Source organism: Ruegeria sp. CI8 (assembly GCF_056536865.1).
The window spans coordinates 176,056-193,323 of the sequence record NZ_JBQFQL010000002.1; the positions used below are offsets into that span (position 1 = coordinate 176,056).

A 17,268-nucleotide genomic window follows, 5' to 3' on the forward strand; every position below is an offset into this window, starting at 1 on the left:
CAGTGTTTGCGGCAAGCGCGTCGACCACGCGCTGATCGCCCTCTGCGAAGTCGAGGATTTCCTCGGCGCTATGCTCCAGGGCTGAGTGATGGATCGACGCTCATGATTGATGTCAGAAGATTTGTCTTTGCAACAGGGCTGCCGACCTTCCCGATCCGGATCTACTGGGATAACAGTAAACATGGTGGCAAGGGCGGTTGGAACAAAACGCCGCTCAAAGGCACGCGAGGGCATAAGGATGCTCAATGGCCCGAGTTTATTGATCGCCTAGACTGGAGCGGTGCCAATGGCTTCGGCATCCCGATGGGACAAAAAACCGGCCTCTATATGCTAGATGCTGACGACTACAAGAATGGCGGCGCAGCTGACCTATGGATGTCGGAGCGCAACTTGCCATCAACCCGCACCCATAAGACCGTCAGTGGTGGTCGGCACATAATCTATGCGCTCCCCGCGCGGTTCAAGACCCTGCGGAGCCGCAGCGATATCGTTCCTGGGCTCGACAGCCGTGGCGAAGGTGGATGGGCAGCGTTCGGTCCAGGCCACGAGGTCATCGACAATAGAATGCCTGTTATCCTGCCGTCTGAAGTTTGCTGGGAGTTGGATGACGGCCACAGCGAAGCAAAACACCTCATCGATGCCCGCGAGTATACCCCGCCCAGCAACCTATCAGACATTGACCTCAAGCTGGCGCGGATGCTGAAGGTTCAACCCGCGCTGGCTCGGCGCTGGGCGGGTGATAGCAGCGGGTTAGTGTCCGGCCGGTCGAGCCTTGATCTGGCGGTAGCGCAAATCCTGTCGATGGTTGGGTTGGGCTTCGATGAAATAGTCTGGCTGCTCATGCATAGGTTTGAGTACGGGCAGGCTCGGCATCTGGCCGTCGGTGGAGAGCGCGCGGCCCGGCGTTGTGCGCAGCGCGCTATAGACGCCCGTGAGCAAGAGCGCGCCACCGCTCGCGCGATACTGAAACGTCAGCAAACGCCGATGACCGAGGAGCAGAGAATCAAGATGCGCGCCCTTGTGCGGGGGGCTCTGTGATGACTGATGAGGAGTTTCACGAAGAGGCGGAACGCATTGCAGGGCTCCCAGACATCGACCATCCGGGACCGATTTATGATCTTTGGCAGGCGATCAAACCGAGGCGGACCAAGAAGCAGGTCGAGGACGCCGTGAGAGCCTACGCCCGCGCGGCGCGCGAGACGCAGATGGCCATATCGTTGATAAGATCAACGAGGAGTGGTTCGTCCTTACGCCCGGCGGGAAAATCAGAATCGGCAGATTTCGCGATGGACGGCTGCAGTTGTCTCCGCGCGCGGACTTCGTAGCAATCGTCGGGAACATGACGGAACACGAGACGGGTGCTTACAGCGCGGGGGAAAGGTGGCTACGATCACCCGATAGGCAGGAGTTCGACGGAGTTGTTTGTGATCCTCGATATCCGCCGGGGACTGCGGTCGGGAGCAAAATTAACATCTGGCAAGGGCTGGGCGTCGAGCCCAAAGAGGGCGATCCCGAGCCATTTCTGAAAGTTGTTCGGTCGATCCTGCCAGACCCAGCTGTAGCTGAGTATTACTTGAATTGGGCGGCATGGACGGTCCAAAACCCCACCAAACCCACCGGCACTGTGATCCTGCTCACTGGTCCCCCCGGTACAGGCAAGACGACGCTCTTCCGCGTGCTGCGAATGATATTCGGCACAGTGCACGGAAACGTTTGTTATGACAGCAACCAACTCTACCAAAAGCACACCGAGTGGCAGGAAAGGTCAATGTTTGTGCAAGCGGATGAAGTCACATTTCGCCATGCCCGAGGCGGCGCGGCGGTTCTCAAGGCAAAGATCAATGGCGACAGGCTGCATATCGAACCGAAAGGTGTAGACGGGTACGAGGTGGACAACATGCTCACCTTTGGCATGACGTCAAACGAGGACCACGCGGTGCCCATCGACCCTTCAGATCGTCGCTACGTAATTGAGGATACGACCTTAGCATCGGTGATGGATGCCGAATATTGGGACGCATTCAATGCGTGGGTCGATGATGTAGGTCTCGCAATTGTCTACCAGTACCTTCTAAACCGCGACGTTTCAAAGTGGAACGCTCAAGGGGATCGCCCGTTGACTGAGGCTTATCTCCGGCACCGCCAACAAAGCCTAGTCGGCGTCTATCGCTGGTGGAGGGAGTGCATAGAAAGCGAGAAGATCCTCTACGGCCAAAAGCTCGAAGACCAGCCGACCCCAGACATGAAAGGGACATACGATAAGCTAGAAGTCTTCCGCGCCTATTGCGGATGGCAGGGTCATATGAGCCGAGTTGAAGCGGCGACTGATCAGACACGGTTCTGGATGAATATGCGCGAAATGGGAGCTGTGCGGAAAGACTATCGTCCCAGTGGTGAAGGACGTCGGGTGGAACTCGTCGATTGGGCTGAGGCTCGGGAGAGCTTACGTGCCGCTTTGGGGTTCTAAGGTTTGGATTCGAAGGCTTCGATCCAACCAAACCGCCCAAAATGATCATATTATTCACTAACACACCGCTCTCTCTGTCCCAAAAAAGAGCCCACCACACGAAAATGATTGGCCCAGTTTGGTTGGATTGGTTGGATCGGCAGGAAAGACGAACCATGCTAAAGGTGGCTGTCGAAGACTGATTGAGCCCGGCTGCCGGGGTGCGAGAGACCAACGGATCGGCCATGGCCAAGCTCTCCTTCGTCGCCACCGACCCGAACATCGTCAGCGAGGATCAAAGCCCAGAGGCACGTGGCGTGAAAAAGCACAGAAACAGACCGCCCTTTGTGGAATTGTTCGAATAAATCGCATGCAATCGCAGAAGCCAATGGTCGCTACCGATCCCAAGATACAGGCCAGACAACTTGCCAACTTGCGTCCGGTCAGCCGTGATCCTGCACTGGCCCGCGAGATGGCCCGCAAGCATGGTTTCGGGAGCGGCAAACACAAGCGATGCAATGCAACAAAGAAGGATGGTTCCCCATGCCGCGGTTGGGCAATGTTTGGGACAGTCAAATGCATTAAGCACGGAGCCCGCCAATTCGCTGGGACGCCCCCAAGCCCCAATCGCGATGTTCGCCAAGCCAGAGACTGGCTTTCTGCAAATCCACCTCCATTGGAATTGACGCGAACGCCGGAGTGGCGCGCGACTGAAACGTTGGGGGTACGTCATGGGTTATTGCGAAAGGCTAATCTGGCTGCTGCATGGACTGCGGCGCAGAACGGCAATTGGAAGGCTTGGCGCATGCTGACAAGTGTATAAGAAGCTAGAAACTGTTTGCTTAGCCGCGCTCACTTGGTGTCGCCAGAAACTCGATATCTTGGGTACATGAGTTCCGTGCCCGAAGAACATCATCTTTGAGAGATCGCATAGAAGTTAGACTGTCAAAATTTATCCTATTGCAATTAAAGGATAAGAAACGGATTCATACTCAGTTGCGCAAGAATTTGTCTGTCGGAGGAGCGCAATCGAGCCCTATCCCCGTAACGGATTGTCACTTGCAGGCTTTGCTTCAAGTGAGGCTCAGCGGTGTTGACCCACCCCCTGGCACCCCTTCAGCCAGTCTCTTACATGCTTGTGAGGCGCCCGCATTATCTGGGGCATCTTTTCAAAGATTGCCCTGACTAAGAAGGATTGCATTCCATTCCCTACGAACCCTCGAATTGCGATCTCCTTAGGAGATACCGTTTCCGCCTACAGCGGAGATTGTTTGAAGACAGAACTGCGTCCGGTGTGCATAGAATCGCGCGGAATGGAAAGTTCGTGAGTTCTCATGCACACACCGAAGCAAGTCTACTCCCAATCGCCAGCAGACGAGCGCCACGTCTTAGCGTCCGCATCCCAAACACTGGCGGTGACGCAAGGCGTTGGGTTTATTCCGTCGCAATTGGATCCATGAATATCTGCAATGACAATGCGTTGACGCCCAAAATCAACGACTGTCCAGCCTTGGTTGAGCAAGGAGTGCACCTCTTCGCTTACCCAAAAGTGCGACATGCATCCGCCAGTTCCGCAGTAAAGAGATGCGGCGCTCGAACACGCAAAACCAGCCTCATTCAAAACCCAGTCGCGTTGTAGATCTCCGTCGAGATCGACCCTTTCAACCGCGCCCCAGGCTATGTCAAATTGACCGTCGTTGAACTCCGCACAGGCTCGTGCCGCCAGACCAACCTTCGCCTGCAAACCGGGCGGAAGTTGCGATACATCAGCCGCGACAGCTGGTGAGGTCCAGACAAGGCCCGAAGCAAGCAAAACCCCGGCGAGCAAACATTTCATCTGACGCGCTATTTGGGAAGCTGGTTGGAAGGAGGTATCAATTGCACTGATCATACCTGTAGTCCCCATATTCCAGCCAGTTTGCCGAGCCTTCGCTAAAAATCAGAAACTCGGACCTGTCCTCCCCAAGTAGGGCGACGACAAACCCGGCGGGCGGCACAGAGTTTCCGAAGTAACTGTAGGCCGTCATGGCTCTGATCGACTCGCCGTTGACCGTTACTCGCGCGTCCCACTCCCCCTCAGGATTGTCGAGAATTACATATTCGATTTGGCGTTTTATCGCTCCGCCACCACAATAGACAATGCCTTCGGGTGCTTCGTAGGAGGCCCCTTGGCTAGCACCTGAATCGCAGGCGGAACGAAGGGACCGAATTGCCGCGCTGGAACCCTTCAAGTCAAAGATTCCGTAGCTGACATCTTGATCAATCTTCGACAGATTAACGGATGCATTGGCCGCAAGCTGGTCCAGTACAAAACCATAGTCCTCTTGACTATTGAAACTGACCTCGACCGAATAGTTGTCGACGATCTGCACGGCAGCGTTTTCTGCGCCAACCTGAAATGCCCCAACCTCGGTGGTGCCGTTCTTCAAAAAACGAATGGAAAGCCCTTGCTTCTGCACGATGTCCTGGCTGTCCTCGTATCCAGCCGGAGCAAAGCGAATACGGTCACACTGAAGTTCCAGCGTCATGTTTCCTGTCTGAATAAACGCATTGGAGTTGGGCCCGGAGCTGAACGACCACTCCGCTGATGCTGTGGTCGCTCCTGCCATCAGTAGCATTCCAATGGAAATGGTTTTGCAGCTCATTTTTTCTCTCCATTGAGTTACGGTTCGCACTGCTATTCAGCAGAGAGTCCGGCCCGTTGCCCGGACAACCAGGTCAGGAAACAGGTTCGCCGTATTCGTTTGCGCCTTCTTCCGAAGGGCGCGTCAACCACCAGATCATCAGAATGGACAGAACCAATTGAAGAATTGAGACAACAACAATACCGGTTACGCCCAGGACTGCCGCAGGTCCTCGCAATGCGTCAGGGTTTTCGGTCCCTTGCTCCAATACCGAAAAGAACGCCACCCCACCCAGCATAACAAAGAGCGTTGTAATGCTGAGCGCCATCGGCAGCAGCAAATACCAGCCAGGTCGTCCTGTATCATGCAGCCTTCGCCAACCGGCGGCCAGCATAGGTATGAGAACAGCCAGTTGGAAAACAGAGGACAGGACCCGAGATCCCTGGCCTGTTTCGGGGTTGGTCCCGAATATGATCGTATCCAGCACAGCTAAAGCGGCACTCACGAGAACCACAAACAAGAAGAACCACCAGTATTCTGAGCGTATAGCCCGACCGGAGAACTGGAAGTATTTCGAGAAACACGTCTTAACGGCTTCACCAAATCCCATCTTTCGATCCCTTCATTGTTTTTGTGCGGCCTCAAATCGCTTCGCCGCTCAGGGGAACACACTCGTAGCTCCCAGTTACTTTTTTGTTTGAACGCAGAGGCCTATCGTACGAGAGCGTAGAGAAATTTAGGCGCGGAAAAAATATTGATTTATTAAAAATTAGATTCAAACATGCGAATTCGACACAACTTTATTTTACCTCCGTTGTTGTCGGCCCCGGCAATCAACTCGATATCGTTCCCCCGACCAATCCGTTGGCGACAAATCTTTGAGATAGGTAAGCACCGGATCGAGCTGTGCTCAATTGGCTGAGTAGAAGCGGACGCTTCAAAAAGGAGCATCCAATTTCACTAGATTCGATGGACCCTGATGGAGAAGAAAATGACCAAAAAGACAGTGATGATTGCAGGCACAACTTTGTTTGCATTGCTTGCGGCATGTGACGAAACGAGTACGTCTAGCGCGTCCGCCGAACTCACACCCGCTCAGCAGGCGTGTTTGCGAGATGTAGCCAAAACAACGAACAATTCGCAAGTCGTTGTGCTCTCATCCGCGTTTAGCGAAGCTGGAACACAAGTCACTGTCGGTGTTGGTGAGGACCGTGCTCCTTGGAATTGCATTGCTTACAGTGATGGCGCGACAGCTGGTATCGAGTTCCTGGGCGACGAAGGCGCACTGTAATCTGGTCGCTGTGTATCTCGAAAGCACCAGTCGTGATCAAATTTGAGTACCGGTAAGCTCAGACATTCAAACCTCGTAATAGGATTGGGTTTTAACATGCTCAATCATGCTAAGGTTGTAGAAAATGCCCGTAACCAACTCGGTTGTAATTGCGATCATTTGCACTTTTTTGGCTATTGTATCAGTCCCAAAATACAGCATGGCCCAAACTTGGGACATCGCATCCCAGCACTCTGTCAGTGGCGTAACGGTGTATGATACCGATGAGCTGTTAACGTTTGCCGGTCAGTTGGCCTTTGACCGGTCGGGGCGCATCACAGCGGCGGATGTCGCATCAACGATTACGCAGATCTACCGAGAAGACGGTTACTTCTTGGCTGAGGCCTGGCCTGGACCCGATGGGCAGAGCATAGTTGTGGATGAAGGACGCATTCAAACCATCGAAATTGAAGGGGTAGATACGCGCACGTTCCAAACCTTGGAAAAGATCTTTCGCCCACTCACCACCGCATACCCGATAACTCTCAAACAATTTGAGCGGGCAGTTATGCTCGCCGAGGACATACCCGACTTGGACGTGTCGACCGAACTTGATTACCCGGATCAGGCTGGTGCTCGGCTGAGAGTATTGGGAGAGCCTCTGCGCAAACAAGCCGGTAGTGCGACACTCGACAACCCCCCGCGTGAGCTGGGAGAAGCGCTCAGCTTCTATGTTGTACAAGAGTTTTATTCGACGCTGACCGTCGGGGATTTGCTGCGATTTGAGGGGTCTGGCAACTACAACTGGGACAAAGACGACGAACACTCTTTGTGGGGCGCTGTTACCTATCGCACGCCGCTGAACAGCGATGGTCTGTACGGTGAGGTTTTCTACGGAAACATAAATGCAAAACGTGACCTCTCGGGGGAGTTTGCAAGAACAGATGTTGATGGCGAGAACTTCACCGTCGCGTTGGGCTACCCCGTGATCCGCGATGTGGCCCGTTATGGATATCTTCTACTGGATTATCGCCTTTCCGAGGCGGACTCAGTCAGTGGCGGCGTGCCATTATCCAGTGACGCAGGTGTCGTCGGCCTAACGTATCTCTATGGGCAGAACTATTCAAAAGGGCAAACTTTGGAGGCGGGATTAACCTTATCGTTTGGCAACAATAATACGACGGACGCGAATTTTGACGACGGCGACTCCTCATTCTGGCATCTACGGGGCGGCATTGGATACGAAAGCCCGCTTACGGGCATATCGCCCAACACAGCTTGGCGCACTGAGATCTGGGGCCAGTTCACAACCGACCGGCTGCCCTCGGTAGAGGAGTACTTCCTTGGTGATCGTTATGCTTTGCGCGGATATCGTTTTGACGAGGTAGATGGTGATTCCGGGATCTCCGCGATTTTCGAAGTGTCTCATTCCTACTTCCCCAGGTCCCAGAGCATACATCGCTTAACACCCTTTGCTTTTATCGACGTGGGGTACATCTCGAACAATGACCCTGCGAGTTTTGAAGTTGAAAGTGCTACACTGGCATCGACAGGTCTGGGTTTGGACATTGAGTTTAAGCAAAACCTATTCTTGTCCGGATATGTCGGTGTTCCTTTGAGGGACGGTCCTTTGACCGACTCTGGCGATCCTGGCGCGTATCTTGCTCTGACAACAAGTTGGTGAGGATGTTATGAAACGGAACCGCATTGCTTTACTTTCCGCAGCTTGTTTGATTGCTGGACTGGCCGCTACGCAGGTCTTTGCCCGCGGAAACCAATACGGTTGGTGCCGAGGTGTAGGGAACCCACACCAGTCCGGCCAAGGATGCGGGCAGACCGGCGGGCAAGGGCCAGGCAATCAAATAACCGGCCCAACGCAGCCGGTGGCAAATCAGTTGCCACCTCGAGGAACGCCGCAAACGCCCACGTCCGTTACAGTGCCGGTCCTTGCACCGGGCGCGGTCCCGAACGCAATTCCCGGTCGGGTTCCTATCGCGACACCAGTAGCGGTACCCGGTCAGGTGCCAACGCCGATCGTAGCGCCGACACTAGCTCCGCCATTAGTGCCAAACCCGACACCAAACCGGGTTCCGACAGCCGTTCCCAATCAGGTTCCGCCGTTAGCTACCGGACCGACTGCCGTGCCGCCGCAAGTTCCGACTGCGACTCCCAATCAAGTTCCGATAGCTGTCCCAGGCCAGGTTCCGCCTCAACCAACCGGCCCAACAGCGGTGCCGCCACTTGTGCCCACCGCAACACCAAACCAAATACCGGTCGCAGTTCCTGGTCAGGTCCCACCTCAGCCCACCGGTCAAACTGCTGTGCCACCGCTCGTCCCGACTGCAACACCAACCCAGATTCCGGTCGCAGTGCCCGGCCGTGTTCCGCAACCCAGCGGCACTACAGCGACACCACCGCTTGTCCCAACCGCAACCCCCAATCAGGTTCCCACGGCGGTTCCTGGTCAGGTTCCACAGTTGACACCAAAACCTACGGCAACTCACGTGGCAGTCCCAGGGCATCCGAAACCACAAGGCGTCGTGACAATCATTCGCCCTAAGCCGAGGCCGACAACCGGTACTGTCCAGCAACCTGGCACAACACAAGTGACCCACCATTTAACCCACCAAAGCAATGCGAAGAAACACGATCACGTCGCAGCAACACCTGGGCGGCATGATCCGCACGACCTACCAAGGTTCCGCAACGAGGCGGCCAAGCAAGACTGGGAATGCGTTGCCAGCGGATTTGGACAGCGCCGTTATGATGCTGGGCGAGGCGTGTTGCTGAACAACGGAGCGTTGCGTCACCTCGGAAACGTGGACGCAATGGCACGCGATGTACCGGCACGACATCCAAAACACTCTGGCTGCATTATTTCGGTCAAACGAAAGCAGCAGTAGCGCCAGTCTGGTAAAGGCACATCTTGAAACCTTAGAGGAATTCTTCCGAGTGGGAAGCTGGTTTCCAACCAAGGTTAGGTTGAAGAATAGACATCAACCGAAGGCGTCATGTCTCAGAAGGTTAATGAGGCGTACAATATACCTTTCTGAGTGCTGTTTGGGCATCCGGCTCGGATCATCGGATGCCCCAAAAAACCGACTAGGAATTTCGCAAAAAAGCGAAACCACTACGAGAAGGAGTCCTCCATGAGTTCTAGATTGGTCCTTCTGCTTGCTACCGTCGGCCTCCTGCCAATTGCGTTATCTTACGGTCTGATGCCCGGCAGTTCGATCCCAGTTTTGCTGGGATTTCCGGTGGAAGGGACGAACCAAACCCACGTGTTCCGAGCGATTATGGGTCTTTACCTGGCAAACGCGTTGTTTTGGTTGGCGGCCGCTTCGAAACCAGAATTACATCGCCCTGCGCTTTGGGTTCTGTTTTTGTTTATGTCGGGACTGGCCGTTGGACGCATGCTAAGCATTCTTATCGATGGAGTTCCAAACGGGCTACTTCTATTTTATCTTGCGGCCGAGATAGCTTTTGCAGCTCTGGCGGCGGTTTCCCTGAGAAAAGTACAATGAAACAGAAAGTTTTAAAGTGCTGAGGTTTTTCTTTGTTCTCTCGATGATTACAACAGCGTCGGTTTCGACATCCTGTCTGGCACAATCGTCATCTGTCCAGACTGCGGTGGACAAAAACTTTTTAGAGCTTGAGACTGCCGTTGTCGAAGTGGGAGCTACTCCAATCGCATCAATAGATCACGCGCGCTTGGCCAAAGCTGAAGGCGTAGAAATGCCAGCATCACGTGTACTCATTTTCTCTGATCCAGAGATAAACACGCCCATTCTGGAAGAGAACGTACGAGCAGGTCTGGACCTTCCTTTTCGCGTTCTCTCATTCGATCAGGATGGTCGCCCGCAGATCGTCTACACAGACTCTCAGTTTATCAAAGTTCGGCATGATCTGAATAACACCCAGGCGTTGAATTCGTTTCAGAGCAAGTTGCTCGAAGTTCTTAAGGACTTAGATGCAGCACCAGCGCCGACCAACGGATTGAATACTAACTACGGCATCATCGAACTGCGATCTCAGCTCAGCGTTACAGAGGCAGTGAAACGTCTCAGGGCGACTGTGATACTGCAGGACGATACTGTCTGGTTTGGGGAAATCGATTTTGCGGCCGAAGCGTCCCACCTGGGGGTGGAACTGCCGGATGCAGTACTCTTACTGTTTGGCGGACCAGCACCCGGTGGCGTGGCAATGACGGGCTTTCCGGCAATTGGTTTGGATGCCTTTTGCCAAAAACTACTGGTTTATGCGAATGAAGAGGGCGGCTCCGTAGTCATTTTCAATGACATCGCTGCCTTGGCAGAGTTGCACTACGGTTCCTCAGCCGAGCCTCATCACGGTTTGAACAAACGACTTACCTCAACATTTCAAACCGCAATTGAGTAGCCGCTGTTTGGAAACCGCAATAGAAACCCGATACCGATTGGCCATCTTTTCATCGTGCGCTTTGTGCTCGATGAGCAAAATGACGATGTACGCTTTGGACGGCGAGTTGCCGGATGCAAGTGCAGCATGCCTATAACTTTGCATTGTAGGTCTGGAATCGATGCAGAGGTTCACCAAATTGTTGCGAACATCCGCAATGCGGACAAAACAGACCTGGGCAAAAATATTGAATTGATCTGATACTTCATCGCCTTACGCTGGGGACACGGAGGATCAGGTCATGTACCGCACATTCGTTTCTTCAATTCTTGTGGTTATAGCCACGACCTGCTCAGCGCAGGCCTACGATATAATAATAACGAACGGTCGGGTCATCGATCCTGAGACAGGTTTGGACGCCATCCGAAATCTAGGAATAAACGACGGGGAAATAGCCGCCATTTCTGAGTTTGCCATGGCAGGTTCGGTGGAGATCGATGCAACTGATCTTGTTGTAGCGCCAGGGTTCATCGATTTGCATGCACACGGCATGAATTTGGGCGACATGCGTATGCAGGCGATGCAAGGCGTAACAACCGTTCTGGAGTTAGAGTCCGGTATCCTCCCTATTGCAGATTGGTATGCTGAAATGAAACGGCAGCAGACACCACTGAACTATGGGGCATCTGCGGCTTGGACGTTTGGCCGAATAGCTGCGTTCACAGGTGAAGGGCCTGTTGCCGAACTATCCTATTTTCAAGATGCGCAGAGGTTCGACGATTGGAAAACACAAATCGCCGATCCGCTTCACATGGTGGAGTTGTTGGACTTAGTCGAGCAAGGGTTGAAAGAGGGGGCGTTGGGTATCGGCGTTAATGCAGGATACGCGCCTGGATACGGACAAAAAGAGTACTTTGCGTTGGCCAATATGGCTGCTGACTATGGCGTGGCCACGTTTACGCACGTGCGTTACGCATCGAATTTGGAGCCGCAGGGGTCTTTTGAGGCAATAAAAGAATTGATTGCGAACGCTGCGCTTACAGGCGCACACATGCACATCTGTCATATCAACAGTTCATCATTAGAGGACATCCACGCCACCCTTGATTTGGTGGAACGAGCACAAGCTCAAGGCATTAAGGTCACAGTAGAGGCCTATCCTTATGGTGCCGCGAACACCGTTGTAGGAGCCGCGATGTTCTCAGGTGACGGATGGCGAGAACGCATGAGCTCAACGGCTCAGAACTTTCAATTGGGCGCAGATCGCATGACAGAAGAGGAGCTCACCGATTACCAGAACAACGAGCCTGGCACTTTTGTCACATGGCATTTTCTAGACGAGAACGATCCGGAAGCGCTCGCGCTATTGGATGCATCCGTTACCCACCCAGCAGTCATGATTGCGTCGGATGCAGTATTCTGGTCCTACTTCGGCGAAAGCGGGGCTGTTCTGAACTATGAAGGTAGTGATTGGCCACTTCCCGACAATGTATTCAGTCACCCGCGGTCGGCTGGAGCGTTTACCAAAATCCTTCGATCTTATGTGCGCGAACGGGGTTTGCTGTCGCTCGAGGCAGCAATTGGCAAGATGTCCTTGATGCCAGCTCAAACGCTTGAGGAATTCGTTCCACAAATGAGAAAGAAAGGGCGCCTGCAAGTTGGAATGGATGCCGACATTGTCGTCTTTGACCCCAAGACAGTGGCGGACCTAGCCACCTACGAAAACGCGAACCAATCCGCTGTCGGGGTACAAACCGTTCTCGTAAACGGCACGTTAGTTGTTGATGATGGTGTCCTCGTCTTAGACGCTAACTCAGGCCAAGCAATTCGCCGCGAGGTTCAAAGATAATGTGACCGCTTTGGGCTCGAAGCGGTCATCTGAACCTTTCTAAAAATTTTGGCTGAGCAACGTAAACTAGCCCTTCAGAAGCGGCCTGCGCGAGCGTAACGCCCGCTTTCACGCCTCAACGACCGCGGTTGGAGGAATCGGATATTGGGTTGAGGCGAGGCTGTTGCATGCAGGGTATCTCACTTTAGCATTGGGCTAGCCTGGAAAAATTTCTACTAAGCCACTGATACAATGATATCATTAACAGTCTTTTAATCAGTGGGTCGCAGGTTCGAATCCTGCACGGCTCACCACTTTTTCCAAAGACTGACCAGGACGCCGCGCCGCGCGGTTACTTCTTTTCGAAGAACAGCACGACTTCGCCCAGCCGGATGCCAAAGCGCGAGACATAGGCGCGGTTCAGCAGGCGGTCATCGTCCAGCAGCCACATCCAGTCGTCGAAATCGACGCGCATCGTGCCGTCTTTCACCGGCAGGTCGATGCGGTATTTCCAGTTGAACGTGTCGCCGCGCTCGGTTCCCGACGCGGTGCCTAGAACGCCGGGTGCGGTGCCGGTCCAGGTATCCTCGCCGGTTTTGGTCAGGGTCCAGATGCGCTGTTCGGTGGCGCCGTCGTCATAGACGAAGTCTTCGACCAGGGTCAGCGTCTGACCGTCCCATGTTCCGTTGATGTCGACCGTGAACCGCCGCGGGATATTGCCCAGAACGTCCTGGAACTGCCCATAGGCCACGGTGTGGCCCTCAAAGAACTCTTCGAGGTTCAGCTGGCGGTCCGACAGGAAAGTGGTCGGGACTTTCGGTTTGAAGGCACAGGCCGCCGTTAGCAGCAGGCACGCGAAGGCCAGTCGTTTCATGAGTCGGGTCATTGCAGAGCCCTCGGGTCGGCGGTCCGGTCATGGCCGTTTGCGCCGGGCACATGCGCCGTCTTTTCCGGCGGGGCGGGGCGCATCGTGGCGACCAGCTCGGCCACCTTCAGCCCGAACTTGCGCATTTCCGAGCGGTTCATGATCGCCCCGCTCTCGGTCAGGTACATCCAGTCGGTGACGTCCAGGGTGTGGCCTCCGGCGTCTTCGGGCAGAACGATGCGATAGGTCAGCTTGACCGTCGCGCCCGAGATCACACCGCGGCCTTCGCCGACGATGTCGTCGGCGGTTGCGGTAAAGCTGTTGCCTGTGCCCATGGTCAGGTACCATTTGCGGGTCATCTGCTTGCCGTTCGAATAGGTGAAATACTCGGTCAGGGTGCCGGAATTGCCGTTCCATTCCCCGATCATCCGCGCCACAAAGCTGTTCGACATCTTGCCGGTCGGGCCATAAATGAGGCCTTCGGACAGGATTTCCCCGTTCAGATTGTCCTTCAGCGAGAAATCGGGGCCGGTTCCGGCATAGTCCGACGGCGATTGCGCACGAAAGCTGAGAAGGCGGGTTTTGACCGCGATCAGGGCCAATACGGCCAGTGCGGCAATCAGAAGGAATGTCATTTTGCGGGTACCTCTGTAGGCAGCGTCAGGACCATTCCGAACGCGCCGAGTTTCAGGATGCAGGGCAGCACGGCATAGGCCAGGCTGAGCGTTTCCAACGCCTGCGCCGAATTCGTCTGACCGGGCACGAAGCCGCTGCGTTCCAGCAGCGGAAGAGTGAAGAATGCGGCCAATGCCAGCCCCAGTTTGCCGGCGAAAGACCAGATGCCGAAGGCGGCCGAGGCATTCAGCCCCGCGCGTGTCAGCACCACCGAGAACATGGCCGGCAGAACCACCATGTCCGCCCCCAGCGCAGCCCCCGACGCCAGGCAGATAACCGCAAACCCGGCCAGGTTGCCGGGCGCCAGCATGGCCGCGCCGACAAAGCCCAGAATGGCCAGTGGCATCGCGATGATCAGAGTCTGTTTCGGGCCGATCCGGTTGCTGAGCCGCGCCCAGAGCGGCACTGTGGCCCCGGCGCTGAGGAAGAACAGGATCAGCAGCGGCCCGGCCTTGCCCGGCAATTGTAGCCGGTCCTCGACGAAGAACAGGAACAGGGTCGAGGTGATCGCAACCGGCAGGCTGTTGACCAGCGCCAGCGCCAGCAGACGCAGGGCCCCGGCCTGACCCAGCCCGTCGAAGGACAGGCCCTGCCCGGTGACGGGCGCGCGCCGCCAGATCGGCAATGTCAGCATCATGGTGACCAGCGCCAACGCGCCCAGAAACAGCCCGAAGGCCGGATAGCCCTGCGCGCCCGCGCCCAAAGCCACGAACAGCGCCGGTGCGCTAGCGGCCAGAACCACGCCGGCCAATTGCCCGCCCTCACGAAAGGCGGCGAGGGTCATCAACTCGCGCGGGGTGGCCTGTTTCGCCAGCGTCGCGCTGCGGCCATAAAGCAGGATCGTGCCCAGGCTGTAGGCGGAAAACAGCAGGATCAGGATCGCCACAAGAGCGCCGACGCTCGCCCCCTGCGGCAGTGAGAACAACAGCGGAAAACCGATCGCTAGGCCTCCGGCGGCCAAGACGGCAAAACCCATCTGCGCGCCGGGCCAGCGGTCAATCGCCCAGCCGATCAGCGGGTCTTGTACCAAATCCACCAGCCGGATCAGCAACAGAACTGTGCCGATCACGCCCAGGCCGATCCCGAGGTTCACCGCCGCAAAGCGCGGCAGGTGGATGTAGAGCGGGATACCCGCCGCAGCAAGCATCAGCGCATAGAGGCTGACACGCGGATACAGCATCACTGACCCCGCAGCTGACGCGTGAAAGCAGCGGACCGGGTGTTGTTGCCCAGAAAGATCGACATGAAGCTGCGCTTGATCCCCGGATAGGAGAGGGTGCAGGTCTTGCGCCCGTTGCGCCAGAACTCGATCGCGTCGGGGCCTTTGGTGACGGCCAGATAGCTGTCACCGGCGCCGACCGCCTGATAGCAGGTTTTCAACTGCGCCTCGATCGGGGCGCTGTTGCCCTGCCGGGCCATCTCGTCCAGCGTGGATTCGATCAGCGCCTTCTGCTTCAGCGATTTCCGATAGGTCAGCTTCAGCCCGAAATCCTGCGACCAGCTGAGCGGGCCGCCGCCTTTGGTGAACAGCTGCGCGTCGTAGATCGGCAGACCGAGGAACCGGAAGGTGGCAGTGCCACGCAGCTCGGCATCGGGCAGCACGTTGGTGACGGGCGTGGCCGCCAGCCCGGCAGGGGCCAGCAGAACCAGGCTCAGGATCGCGGCGTTACGGGCTGGCCGTAACCGGGACAGCGACGCTTGGATCAGGTATCGCATCTTCAGCTCCGATGGTTTGCGGATCGCCGTTCAACAGCCCGACAACATGCATCGCGCTGGCGATTCCGTCTTCGTGGAACCCGTGCCGGTTGTAGGCGCCGGCGAACCAGGTCCGGTTGCGGCCCTGCATTTCCCGGATCTGGCCCTGCGCTTTCAGCGCGGCCTTGTCGAACACCGGATGGGCAAATTCCACCTCGTCATAGATCTTGTCGGGCGCGATGTCGGAGGACGGGTTCAGGGTGACGAACAGGGGGTCGCTTTCGGGGATGTTCTGCAACCGGTTCATCCAGTAGGTCACGCCCACGTTGCCCGCCTGCGAGCGGTAGGTCCAGCTGGACCAGCAGGCGCGGCGGCGCGGCATCTGGCTGGGGTCGCAGTGCAGAACCGCGCGGTTCGGCTGATAGCGGATCGCGCCCAGGGCCGCGGCCTCGTCGGCGGTGGCGTTCTGGCCCAGAATGGCCAGCGACTGGTCGGAATGGGTGGCCAGGATGATCTCGTCATATTGATCCGAGCGCCCCTGCGCCTGAACGGTCACGCCCAAGGCGTCGCGTTCGACGCTCGAGACCGGTGCGCCCAGGCGGATGTCGCAACCCCGGCCGCGCAGAGCGGATTCGATCCGGCGGACATATTCGATGCTGCCACCCTTTACGGTCCACCACTGGTGCTGGGCGCCGCGTTTGCTGGACAGCAAGGCGTGGTTGCGGAAGAACTGCACCAGCGACCGTGCCGGGAACTGATCAACGAACTCTACCGGCGTGGACCAGATCGCGCCGCACATCGGCATCAGGTAATTGTTGCGGAACCAGTGGCCCAGACGCATCTGGTCAACCAGTTCACCAATCGTGGTGTCATCATCCCGAGCGGCCTCGGGCGCTTCTTTGCCAAAGCGCAGGATGTCGGCGATCATCTTGTAGTAGGAGGGCCGCACGAGGTTGCGCTTCTGCGCGGTGATCGTGCGCAGGTTGTTCAGGCCATATTCAATTCGACCATTGTCGATGGTGGCGCCAAAGCTCATCTCGCTTTTGATGACCGGCACGTCCAACTCACCGAACAGCTTGGTCAGATAGGGATAGGTGGCATAGTTGAAGACGATGAATCCGGTATCGACCGGTTGGTCGCCGTTGCGCCCGGACATCACCGTGCGCGCATGTCCGCCCAGACGGGGCTCGGCCTCGTACAGGGTGACGTCGTGGCTCTCTGACAGGTAATAAGCCGCTGATAATCCTGAGATGCCTGCGCCTACAATTGCGATTTTTTTCCGTACGCCCCGGGTTTCGTCGAACATGCCATCCTCTTTATGCGACATTTTACAATAGGATACGCAGGGTAGGCCGGACCGGATCAAATCCGGGCCATGTTTTTCCCTGTTTCCGCTGATCTGCGGGCAGTGCGTCAGGATTGCATCAATCGCGGCTGCTGGTGATCCGAGACCAGCCCGTCCGCGTAATGAAAGGTGTTATGATCGAG

15 protein-coding genes are annotated in these 17,268 nt (G+C 56.1%); 7 read left to right on the top strand and 8 right to left on the bottom strand.

Features of this window, described 5'->3' with window-relative positions:
• Window positions 1-102 precede the first annotated feature (102 nt).
• Window positions 103-1,038 (top strand): bifunctional DNA primase/polymerase, encoded by a 936-nt coding sequence (locus tag ACR0DA_RS11490; protein ID WP_480754076.1) that lies wholly within the window; start codon window positions 103-105, stop codon window positions 1,036-1,038.
• A 301-nt stretch (window positions 1,039-1,339) separates the two neighbouring features.
• On the top strand, window positions 1,340-2,467 hold the full coding sequence (locus tag ACR0DA_RS11495; protein ID WP_480754078.1) for a DUF5906 domain-containing protein: 1,128 nt from the start codon (window positions 1,340-1,342) through the stop codon (window positions 2,465-2,467).
• Window positions 2,468-3,800: 1,333 nt separating this feature from the next.
• Here the strand turns inward: ACR0DA_RS11495 and ACR0DA_RS11500 are convergent.
• The 3 genes from ACR0DA_RS11500 to ACR0DA_RS11510 all read right to left on the bottom strand — a co-directional run bounded on the left by ACR0DA_RS11500 (window position 3,801) and on the right by ACR0DA_RS11510 (window position 5,680).
• Window positions 3,801-4,337: a hypothetical protein gene (locus ACR0DA_RS11500; protein ID WP_170600915.1), complete on the bottom strand. Its 537-nt coding sequence runs from the start codon at window positions 4,335-4,337 to the stop codon at window positions 3,801-3,803.
• Window positions 4,321-5,091: a hypothetical protein gene (locus ACR0DA_RS11505; RefSeq protein WP_480754080.1), complete on the bottom strand. Its 771-nt coding sequence runs from the start codon at window positions 5,089-5,091 to the stop codon at window positions 4,321-4,323. The genes ACR0DA_RS11500 and ACR0DA_RS11505 overlap by 17 nt, the downstream gene beginning before the upstream one ends.
• Window positions 5,092-5,164: 73 nt before the next feature.
• On the bottom strand, window positions 5,165-5,680 hold the full coding sequence (locus tag ACR0DA_RS11510; protein WP_170357387.1) for a DUF805 domain-containing protein: 516 nt from the start codon (window positions 5,678-5,680) through the stop codon (window positions 5,165-5,167).
• Between the two features lie 381 nt (window positions 5,681-6,061).
• Between ACR0DA_RS11510 and ACR0DA_RS11515 the strand changes: the two genes are divergently transcribed.
• The 5 genes from ACR0DA_RS11515 to ACR0DA_RS11535 all read left to right on the top strand — a co-directional run bounded on the left by ACR0DA_RS11515 (window position 6,062) and on the right by ACR0DA_RS11535 (window position 12,566).
• On the top strand, window positions 6,062-6,361 hold the full coding sequence (locus tag ACR0DA_RS11515; RefSeq protein WP_170343556.1) for a hypothetical protein: 300 nt from the start codon (window positions 6,062-6,064) through the stop codon (window positions 6,359-6,361).
• Window positions 6,362-6,485: 124 nt separating this feature from the next.
• Window positions 6,486-8,024: a ShlB/FhaC/HecB family hemolysin secretion/activation protein gene (locus ACR0DA_RS11520; RefSeq protein ID WP_480754082.1), complete on the top strand. Its 1,539-nt coding sequence runs from the start codon at window positions 6,486-6,488 to the stop codon at window positions 8,022-8,024.
• Window positions 8,025-9,489: 1,465 nt separating this feature from the next.
• Window positions 9,490-9,864 (top strand): DUF4345 domain-containing protein, encoded by a 375-nt coding sequence (locus ACR0DA_RS11525; RefSeq protein ID WP_170600920.1) that lies wholly within the window; start codon window positions 9,490-9,492, stop codon window positions 9,862-9,864.
• A gap of 16 nt (window positions 9,865-9,880) precedes the next feature.
• Complete coding sequence (locus tag ACR0DA_RS11530; protein ID WP_480754083.1) at window positions 9,881-10,738, top strand: DUF302 domain-containing protein; 858 nt, start codon at window positions 9,881-9,883, stop codon at window positions 10,736-10,738.
• 280 nt (window positions 10,739-11,018) lie between these two features.
• Window positions 11,019-12,566 (top strand): amidohydrolase family protein, encoded by a 1,548-nt coding sequence (locus tag ACR0DA_RS11535; RefSeq protein WP_480754085.1) that lies wholly within the window; start codon window positions 11,019-11,021, stop codon window positions 12,564-12,566.
• A gap of 331 nt (window positions 12,567-12,897) precedes the next feature.
• On the opposite strand, the gene ACR0DA_RS11540 is transcribed toward ACR0DA_RS11535, so the two are convergent.
• From ACR0DA_RS11540 to ACR0DA_RS11560, 5 genes are read right to left on the bottom strand one after another with little or no spacing between them, the layout of a single operon-like run.
• Window positions 12,898-13,419, bottom strand: coding sequence for a DUF3833 family protein (locus ACR0DA_RS11540; RefSeq protein ID WP_170364402.1), 522 nt, complete (start codon window positions 13,417-13,419; stop codon window positions 12,898-12,900).
• An 8-nt stretch (window positions 13,420-13,427) separates the two neighbouring features.
• Complete coding sequence (locus ACR0DA_RS11545) at window positions 13,428-14,045, bottom strand: DUF3833 domain-containing protein (RefSeq protein WP_170360381.1); 618 nt, start codon at window positions 14,043-14,045, stop codon at window positions 13,428-13,430.
• Complete coding sequence (locus ACR0DA_RS11550; protein WP_480754087.1) at window positions 14,042-15,265, bottom strand: MFS transporter; 1,224 nt, start codon at window positions 15,263-15,265, stop codon at window positions 14,042-14,044. The genes ACR0DA_RS11545 and ACR0DA_RS11550 overlap by 4 nt, the downstream gene beginning before the upstream one ends.
• Window positions 15,265-15,801 carry a hypothetical protein gene (locus ACR0DA_RS11555; RefSeq protein ID WP_170440030.1) on the bottom strand — a complete coding sequence of 179 codons (537 nt, stop codon included), beginning with the start codon at window positions 15,799-15,801 and terminating at the stop codon, window positions 15,265-15,267. Before ACR0DA_RS11555 ends, ACR0DA_RS11550 begins: the two co-directional genes overlap by 1 nt.
• Window positions 15,752-17,086, bottom strand: coding sequence for an NAD(P)/FAD-dependent oxidoreductase (locus ACR0DA_RS11560; protein ID WP_480754089.1), 1,335 nt, complete (start codon window positions 17,084-17,086; stop codon window positions 15,752-15,754). Before ACR0DA_RS11560 ends, ACR0DA_RS11555 begins: the two co-directional genes overlap by 50 nt.
• Between the last annotated feature and the right edge of the window lie 182 nt (window positions 17,087-17,268).